This window comes from Rugamonas sp. FW305-51, assembly GCF_058786935.1.
Genome location: NZ_JBYSZG010000044.1, coordinates 41,601 through 48,961, shown reverse-complemented (window position 1 = coordinate 48,961; position 7,361 = coordinate 41,601). Strand labels below are relative to the sequence as shown.

6 protein-coding genes are annotated in these 7,361 nt (G+C 63.9%); 2 read left to right on the top strand and 4 right to left on the bottom strand.

The genetic code is table 11. From position 1 onward, the window contains the following. From AC3WOS_RS23205 to AC3WOS_RS23195, 3 genes are all read right to left on the bottom strand, one after another. Nucleotides 1-2,049: cache domain-containing protein (locus tag AC3WOS_RS23205; RefSeq protein ID WP_492718958.1), on the bottom strand; the 2,049-nt coding region annotated here is incomplete at its 3' end. 400 nt (nt 2,050-2,449) lie between these two features. Continuing rightward, nucleotides 2,450-3,724 carry an EAL and HDOD domain-containing protein gene (locus AC3WOS_RS23200; RefSeq protein WP_492718957.1) on the bottom strand — a complete coding sequence of 425 codons (1,275 nt, stop codon included), beginning with the start codon at nt 3,722-3,724 and terminating at the stop codon, nt 2,450-2,452. A 134-nt stretch (nt 3,725-3,858) separates the two neighbouring features. Further along, entirely contained in the window at nt 3,859-5,103 is a 1,245-nt protein-coding gene (locus tag AC3WOS_RS23195; protein WP_492718956.1) for a 23S rRNA (adenine(2030)-N(6))-methyltransferase RlmJ, read from the bottom strand. 265 nt (nt 5,104-5,368) lie between these two features. Between AC3WOS_RS23195 and AC3WOS_RS23190 the strand changes: the two genes are divergently transcribed. Further along, on the top strand, nt 5,369-5,626 hold the full coding sequence (locus AC3WOS_RS23190; protein WP_492718955.1) for a hypothetical protein: 258 nt from the start codon (nt 5,369-5,371) through the stop codon (nt 5,624-5,626). Next, nucleotides 5,623-5,835: a hypothetical protein gene (locus AC3WOS_RS23185; protein WP_492718953.1), complete on the top strand. Its 213-nt coding sequence runs from the start codon at nt 5,623-5,625 to the stop codon at nt 5,833-5,835. The genes AC3WOS_RS23190 and AC3WOS_RS23185 overlap by 4 nt, the downstream gene beginning before the upstream one ends. Nucleotides 5,836-5,969: 134 nt before the next feature. Here AC3WOS_RS23185 and aceA read toward each other — a convergent pair whose 3' ends face one another. After that, nucleotides 5,970-7,268 (bottom strand): isocitrate lyase, encoded by a 1,299-nt coding sequence (gene aceA / locus AC3WOS_RS23180; protein WP_492718951.1) that lies wholly within the window; start codon nt 7,266-7,268, stop codon nt 5,970-5,972. Nucleotides 7,269-7,361: the final 93 nt, after the last annotated feature.

Below are 7,361 nucleotides of genomic sequence, written 5' to 3'. Positions count from 1 at the left end.
CTTCCCCGCCCCCACCGCCACCTTGCGCGCAGGCGCCGGGACCAGGCGGGCCGGCAAGCCATCCTTGACGACACCAAATGATTCCACCACCACGGCCACGACGTCGGCTGGATAGCCGTCCGTCACCTTGAATTCGCGATAACCATGCGAAACCGTGCAACCCATCAGCGCGTAATGCCCATCGTGCGTCAGCAAGCAGGAACCGCTATGGCCATTTTCCATCGCCGCCAGATGCGGTGCGATCTCGAAACGGGCGCCGACCGGCCGGGCCGGGTCGGTGCTGGCGATGATGGCGCCCGAACGGTCGAGGAAGTAGCCATGCAAGCCGGCCTGCTCCCCCAGGGTGCCGCGCAACATGGCGTCAAATTCAGTGGCCGCGTCGAACACGATCGCAATGCCGCCTATCACCGGCCGGGCGCCGCCGGGCGCGCGCAGCGCGGCATGATAGACATAAGTCGGCTTGCCGTCGTACAGGGCCGACGCCACAAATGGCGTCACGTGGTATTCCTGCTCCGTGCGCAGCCGCTTGACGGCCGCCAGCGCCTCGGCATCGATCATGGCCGCGTCGCAGGGGCCGGAACTGGCGATGATGCGCCCCTCGTGGTCGTACACCAGCAACGAGGAATAGACGGTGTACAGGCCATGAATGTACGCCAGTATGCGCGCCATGCGCGCGCCGCGGTCCGGCAGCTCGCCCGCCAATAGCGCCGCCAGTTCTGGCGACAGCGCCCACCAGCGGCAATCGTTGGCCCGTTCGTACAGGTTGCGGTCCAGCAGATCGACCATCAGGTGCGACGCGAATTCCGCATCGCGCAACCCCGACGCCAGCACCGTCTCGAACAGCTCGCCGATCGAACGGGAGAACAAGGCATCGCTGAGCGCGCCAGTCTCGCTGATTTGCTCCAGCACGCTCTGCAGCCGGGCCAGGTCGCCGTCCTGGCCGGCACTCATGACCTGCCCGTTCCATACCACCCGCCGTATCATGTCGGCCGCGCCGACAATCTCGTGCAACGGCGGACAAAACGTGTGCGCATGGGACAACAGGCCATCCGCCCATTCCGGCGCCAGGCCGGCCAGCACTTCGCTGTCCGCGCGGCCGAAAGCGACGTCGACCGGTATCATCACCTGGCCTTGCCAGCCAGCAGGCCCCGGATACCCCTGATAGCCGGCCGAGTCCGCCGTGCGCAGCAGATAATCACGGCCCGCGTACTTCATCAGGGCTGGCGTCGCGTGCCGGTTGACCGGCACCTGGACGCCCAGTGGCACCCAGAGCGGATCGGCGCTGGCGATCACCCGGTCGTCGGCATCCAGCAGCAGCATGATGGAGCGCCCCGAGTGGTCGCGGTGGGTCCGGAAAATGCGCCCCATCTCCTCTTCGAACCGGAAACACAGACACAGCACGCCGATGATTTCACCTGTCGCCGGGTGATGCATGCGGCGCGAATAAATCAGGGCCTCGCGCTGTCCGGGGCGCAGGTCGCTGGCGCGGAAGGTCTCGATATAGCCGTCGCTGGCGAGGGTGGCGGCGATCAACGGGTCCTGGCTGCGCGCCAGCGGCCCGGCGTCGTCGATCTGCGCCAGCACCGTGCCATCGGGCGCCAGCAACATGACTTCATCGTACACGGTATATTTGCTGCGATAGGAACGCAGGCGCTGCCGGATCGCCGCGGCGTCGCCGCTCAATCCGGCGACGAAGGAACACAGTTCGTGGTCGGTCGCCAGGAAGCCGACATCGGCCGTGCGCTCATACAGGTTGCGCACCACGATCTCGATGATGTAGCGCGACTTGGTCGCCAATTCCGCCAGCACCGTGTTGGTCTTTTCCCGTGCCAGGCTGGTGATCAGGTCCTGCTCCAGCTGGCTGATGCCGGCGCGCGTGGCCGTCATGGTGGGCAAGATCATCCGCGCTTCGGCCGGACAGTTCATCTTGGCAGAAGCTTCGATCATGCGCCACATCAGATTGAGCTCATGGAGCGAGCGCTCGCACTTGCCCACGTCGGGCATGTACGGCAGGAAGCGGTCGACCGGAAAAGCAGGATACATATCCATAGGCGTGCCCTCTAGTGAAATTCGGAAATCGAAACCCGCACTGGCGGCCACATATGTCATGGGACTATCCAAAAGCAGACTCCTGAAAGTGGCATGTCTTCATCGAATCGCGACTGAGCCTGGACATGCGAACCAGGGCTCTATCGAGTATCACGTGCACCGAAGTGTGCAGCTTATGCACCACAGGCAAGCATGTAGAACGAAAGAGATGCTCTGCTGGTCTGATCAGTCCCCGATGCTGATGGCAAGGGGCTGGAAGTTAGCGCGGAAACAGCTTTTGGCACAGGAGGGATAAGCATCATCCATGCCATGATGCAAGTGACTTATCAGGACGATAAGTGGAATACCGGCATCGGCCGGCGGTGGGCGCGCATCGCTGTGGGCTTACTCGGCCCTGTCCCTATTGCATGCCGTGGGCGTAGTCGTTGACCCAGTCGAAGGCGGCCAGCTGGATCGCATACAGCTCCGATGGCGACAGATTCAACGCGTGCAGCATGCGGCTCAGCTGCTTGCCGTCGCTGTCCGTCTCCAGGTGCTCGATCAGGCTCAGCATGCTGCCATAGTCGCCGCTGTGGTGCAGCAAGGCGGCGCGCACGTCGTCCAGCACGTTGACGCTGTTGAGCACATCGTTCATGTGGATCGAGAACAGCGTATCCATCAGCGACATGACGCCCACCGTGAAGCCGATGTCGGCGCACACGCGCTGGCCGGGGCGCAGCTTTTCCATCAGCAGTTCAATGGTCTTGCCACGCGTGGTGGCCAGCTGCAGCAGCGGCGACGTGAATTCCTGCTGCTGGCTCGATTTCACGTACAGCAGAATCTGCAGCCAGCGCTGCAACTGGCGCCGCCCCAGCACGATCAGCGCGTGGCCGACGGAATTGATGCGGTAGCGGGCGCCCACGGCCGGCGTGTTCACCAGCCGCAGCAGGTTGAGGGTGATGAGCGCGTCATGCTTGACGCTGCGTTCGATGACCTGGGTGTCCGCATCCTGGCTGAGCAGGTCCAGCAAGTGCAGGATAGTCAGCTGGGACGGCGCGATCTTCTTGCCGCTGAGGATGACGGGGCGGGCGAAGTAATAACCCTGGAAGTACTCGAAACCGAGCGCCAGGCATTGCTGGAACTCCGCCATCGTCTCCACTTTTTCGGCCAGCAGCTTCTGCCTGGGGTGGCGCAGCCCCCGCGTGAGGGCCGCCAACGCGCCCGGCCGCACATCCTTGATGTCGATCTTGATCACGTCGCACAGCGGTTGCAGCTTGCGCACGTCGTCCGACTCGGCCACCACATCGTCGAGCGCGAACTTGAAGCCGGCCTGCTTGAGCTCCTGCACCCGCTCCAGCACTTCCGGCGTGGCCTTGACGGACTCGAGGATTTCCAGGATCACCTTGTCGGTGGGCAGGAAGTTGATGAAGTCGCTCATCAGGCCCACCGTATCGACGTTCACGTAAGCCATCTGGTCGCCCACCACCCTGCCCATGCCCAGTTCGGAGGCGTGGGCGATCACGGTGGCGGTCGCTTCCGTGTGGTCGGTGAAACAGGCATCGTTGCGTCCGGCCGCCGTACGGAACAGTAATTCGTAGGCAACCAGGCGTTGTTGCCGGTTGAGGATGGGTTGGCGCGCCAGGAAGAAATTGTTGGCGATCGGCGATACGGCGGCGGCTGGCTGCAACAAGGTCATGGACATACCTCAGATCAGCACTGGAGGCCGCGGCGGGACCGCGGCAAAGCCCGGCGGGTACGTCATTGCAACGTACCCGTTGATATAAGACTATACCCAGCCGTATAGTCTTGACAATATTTTATTGGATTAATTCAACCCTTGCGGGTACCACTGTTGCGCGCAGCCGTCGCCGGGCCGCGCACGCCGGCCTTGGGCGCGCCGGCGTCGGTCTGAATGCCGCGCGGATCGGCTTCCTGCTCGCGCGGGCCGCGTCCGGCCGCTTGCGCGCCACGGGCACCGCCCTGCGCGCCACGTGCATCCGATGGCGCCCCGCGCGGGCCGGTCTGGGCGCCGCGCAGACTGCCCACGGGTGCGCGTGGCCCGGTCTGGGCGCCGCGCAAACTGCCTACCTGGGCGCGTGCGCCCGTTTGCGCGCCGCGCCCGCCTGCCTGCGCGCCGCGCGCGTCCGCCGGTGCGCTGCGGGCGCCCGACTGCGCGCCACGGCCCGAGGTCGGCGTACCGCTTTCGAGCACGAACTTGGCCCCCTCATCCTTGCCCAGCACCTTGACCAGGTAGGGCATCACTTCCTTCAGCATCGGCTCCAGCGTGTAGGGCGGATTGAGGATGAACATGCCGCTGCTATGCAGGCCGAAGCCGTCCGGCATGGGCGTGTTGATGGTCAGCGTGACGTTGAGCCAGTCGGACGCGGGCAGCTGCTTGAGCTTGTCGGCGAACTGGCGCGACTCCATCCGTTGCAGCACCGGATACCAGACGGCATAGGTGCCGGTGGGGAAACGCCCCAGCGCATCGGCCAGCATATCCTTGACCTTGCGGTAGTCCATCTTGTCTTCGTACGGCGGATCGCACAGCACCAGGCCGCGGCGCGACGGCGGCGGCAGCAAGGCCTTCAGACCCTGGAAGCCGTCGCCCTTGGTGATAAGGACGCGCTTGCCGCGCGTGGTGGGACGCACGCCCTGGGCGGCCGCGTGGGCTTCCACCTTGCGGAAATTATCGGCCAGGATCTTGGCGTCGGCCGGGTGCAGCTCGAACAGGCGCAAACGGTCCTGCTCGCGCGCCACCTGGTCGGCGCAGTATGGCGAGCCGGGGTAGTAGCGCATCTTGCCGCTGGGGTTCATTTCCTTGATCAAGTCCACATACTCTTTCAGCGGCGCGGGCAGGTCGGTGCGGTCCCACAGGGGGCCGATGCCCGTTTCGAACTCGGCGTTCTTGGACGCGTAGCCACCGTCGAGCGCGTACACGCCGGCGCCGGAGTGGGTATCGATGTAGCTGTAGGCCGTATCTTTCTGGTTCAGATACTGCAGCAACTGGATCATCACAAAGTGCTTCAGCACGTCGGCGTGATTCCCCGCGTGGAAGGCGTGGCGGTAACTCAACATAAGCTTGGTAATTCCTCAAATAGGTGGGCGGTGCGGCGGCGGCTGGGGGCCGCGCGGGCGGCGTCCGGCGCGAGGGCGGGACGCGCATGACGGCGCGTAATAAGCAGCATTATCCACCAGAACGGCGGGGACGCCAAAAAAACGCTCGCGCCGCCGGTCGCCACGCATGGGAATGCCGATTGCGTCAAAGCGGGCCCGGCCGCGTTGATTAAGATGAAACAGCCAGGCTGCACTCGCAAGCAAGGCTTTTTAAATGGAGGATATTATGGCATTCAACAATGTCGGTCCGCTGACCTTCCTGTCGCCCGGGCAGACCGCGTTCTGGAGCTACAGCTACGGCGACGACCACGGCACGCAGTTCGCATCGGCCGATGTCAAGACGCCCAACCTGGGCGCGGTCCACCTGGCCGACCAGCAACGCAAGCGCAAGGACAACAATGGCGTGGCCACCTACTTCGTCGACATCCACAACCTGGGCGCCGGCGGCTGCTTCCACAATCTGCAAGGCGGGGGGATGTCATGAAGATGACGATAGTGACCGATGACAGCGGCAACATCCTGGGCGCCGTCCAGGGCCACGCCCTGTCCGAGACCAGGAACGGGGTACAGGCGACGGTAACGTTCGCGCCCGGCCACAAGACCCACATGGTGGAAGTGGACGACGACATGGCCACCATCGACGATGCCGACGTATTCCAGCAGCGTCTGAAGCAGCACCTGCCCCAGCCTTGACGGCGCGCCCGTCCCAAGCCGCGGCAGGCCCACGCGTCCCCCGCGGCTTCTTCCTTGCAAAAAAATGGGGACGTACCCCATTTTCTAGAAAATGGGGTACGTCCCCATTTTTTTGCGCCCTACCCGCCTGCCGGTCAGGCGACTTTCTTGGCGTCGAAGAATTGCTCATCTTCCGTCGAGCCATGCAGGGCCGTCGTCGAACTCTGGCCGTTCTGGATGCATTGGGTCACGGCGTCGAAATAGCCGGTGCCCACTTCACGCTGGTGCTTGACGGCCGTGAAGCCCCGCTCGGCGGCGGCAAATTCCGCTTCCTGCAATTCGACGAAGGCCGACATCTGGCGCCGCGCGTAACCATGGGCCAGGTTGAACATGCCGTAGTTGAGCGCGTGGAAGCCGGCCAGCGTGATGAACTGGAACTTGTAACCCATGGCGCCCAGCTCGCGCTGGAACTTGGCGATGGTGGCGTCGTCCAGGTTCTTCTTCCAGTTGAACGAGGGCGAGCAATTGTAGGCCAGCATCTTGCCCGGGAACTTGGCATGCACGGCTTCGGCGAAGCGCTTGGCGAAGGCCAGGTCCGGCTTGCCCGTCTCGCACCACACGAGGTCGGCATACGGCGCGTACGCCAGCGCGCGCGAGATGGCTTGCTCCAGGCCCGGCTTGACCTTGTAGAAGCCTTCCACCGTCCGCTCGCCGGTGCAGTAGGGTTTGTCGTTGTCGTCCACGTCCGACGTCAGCAGGTCGGCCGCTTCCGCGTCCGTGCGGGCGATCACGAGGGTGGAGGTACCCATCACGTCGGCCGCCAGGCGGGCCGCCGTCAGCTTTTCCACCGCTTCGCGGGTCGGCACCAGCACCTTGCCGCCCATGTGGCCGCATTTCTTGACGGACGCCAGCTGGTCCTCGAAGTGCACGCCGGCCGCGCCCGCGTCTATCATCGACTTCATCAGTTCATAGGCGTTCAGCACGCCGCCGAAACCGGCTTCCGCATCGGCCACGATAGGGGCGAAATAGTCGATGTCGTTCTTGCCTTCGGACCATTGGATCTGGTCCGCGCGCTGGAAGGTGTTGTTGATGCGCTTGACCACCATGGGCACGGAATTGGCCGGGTACAGGGACTGGTCGGGATACATTTCGCCGGCCAGGTTGGCGTCGCCCGCCACTTGCCAGCCCGACAGGTAAATCGCTTTCAGGCCCGCTTTCACCTGCTGCATGGCTTGGTTGCCCGTCAGCGCGCCGAGAGCGTTGACGAAGGGCTCGGTGGTCACCAGCTGCCACAGTTTCTCGGCGCCGCGCTTGGCCAGCGTGTGCTCGATCTGCAGCGATCCGCGCAGTCGCACCACGTCTTCCGCGCTGTAAGTGCGGGTCACGCCTTGCCAGCGTGGATTGGTGTCCCAGTCGTGTTGCAGGGCGGCGATTTGCTCTTCACGGGTTGCCATGGTGTTCTCCTATTTGCGTACTAGCGTTAAAACGAAATCCGTTAAAACCATCATAGGCCCTTTTGTGCCACGCAACAATACTCTTATATAAGA

What these genes read in the sequence shown, in the direction of transcription:
- AC3WOS_RS23200 (WP_492718957.1), bottom strand. Translation starts at nt 3,724, where the DNA reads ATGACCTTGTTGCAGCCAGCCGCCGCCGTATCGCCGATCGCCAACAAT.
- AC3WOS_RS23195 (WP_492718956.1), bottom strand. Translation starts at nt 5,103, where the DNA reads ATGTTGAGTTACCGCCACGCCTTCCACGCGGGGAATCACGCCGACGTG.
- AC3WOS_RS23190 (WP_492718955.1), top strand. Translation starts at nt 5,369, where the DNA reads ATGGCATTCAACAATGTCGGTCCGCTGACCTTCCTGTCGCCCGGGCAG.
- AC3WOS_RS23185 (WP_492718953.1), top strand. Translation starts at nt 5,623, where the DNA reads ATGAAGATGACGATAGTGACCGATGACAGCGGCAACATCCTGGGCGCC.
- aceA (WP_492718951.1), bottom strand. Translation starts at nt 7,268, where the DNA reads ATGGCAACCCGTGAAGAGCAAATCGCCGCCCTGCAACACGACTGGGAC.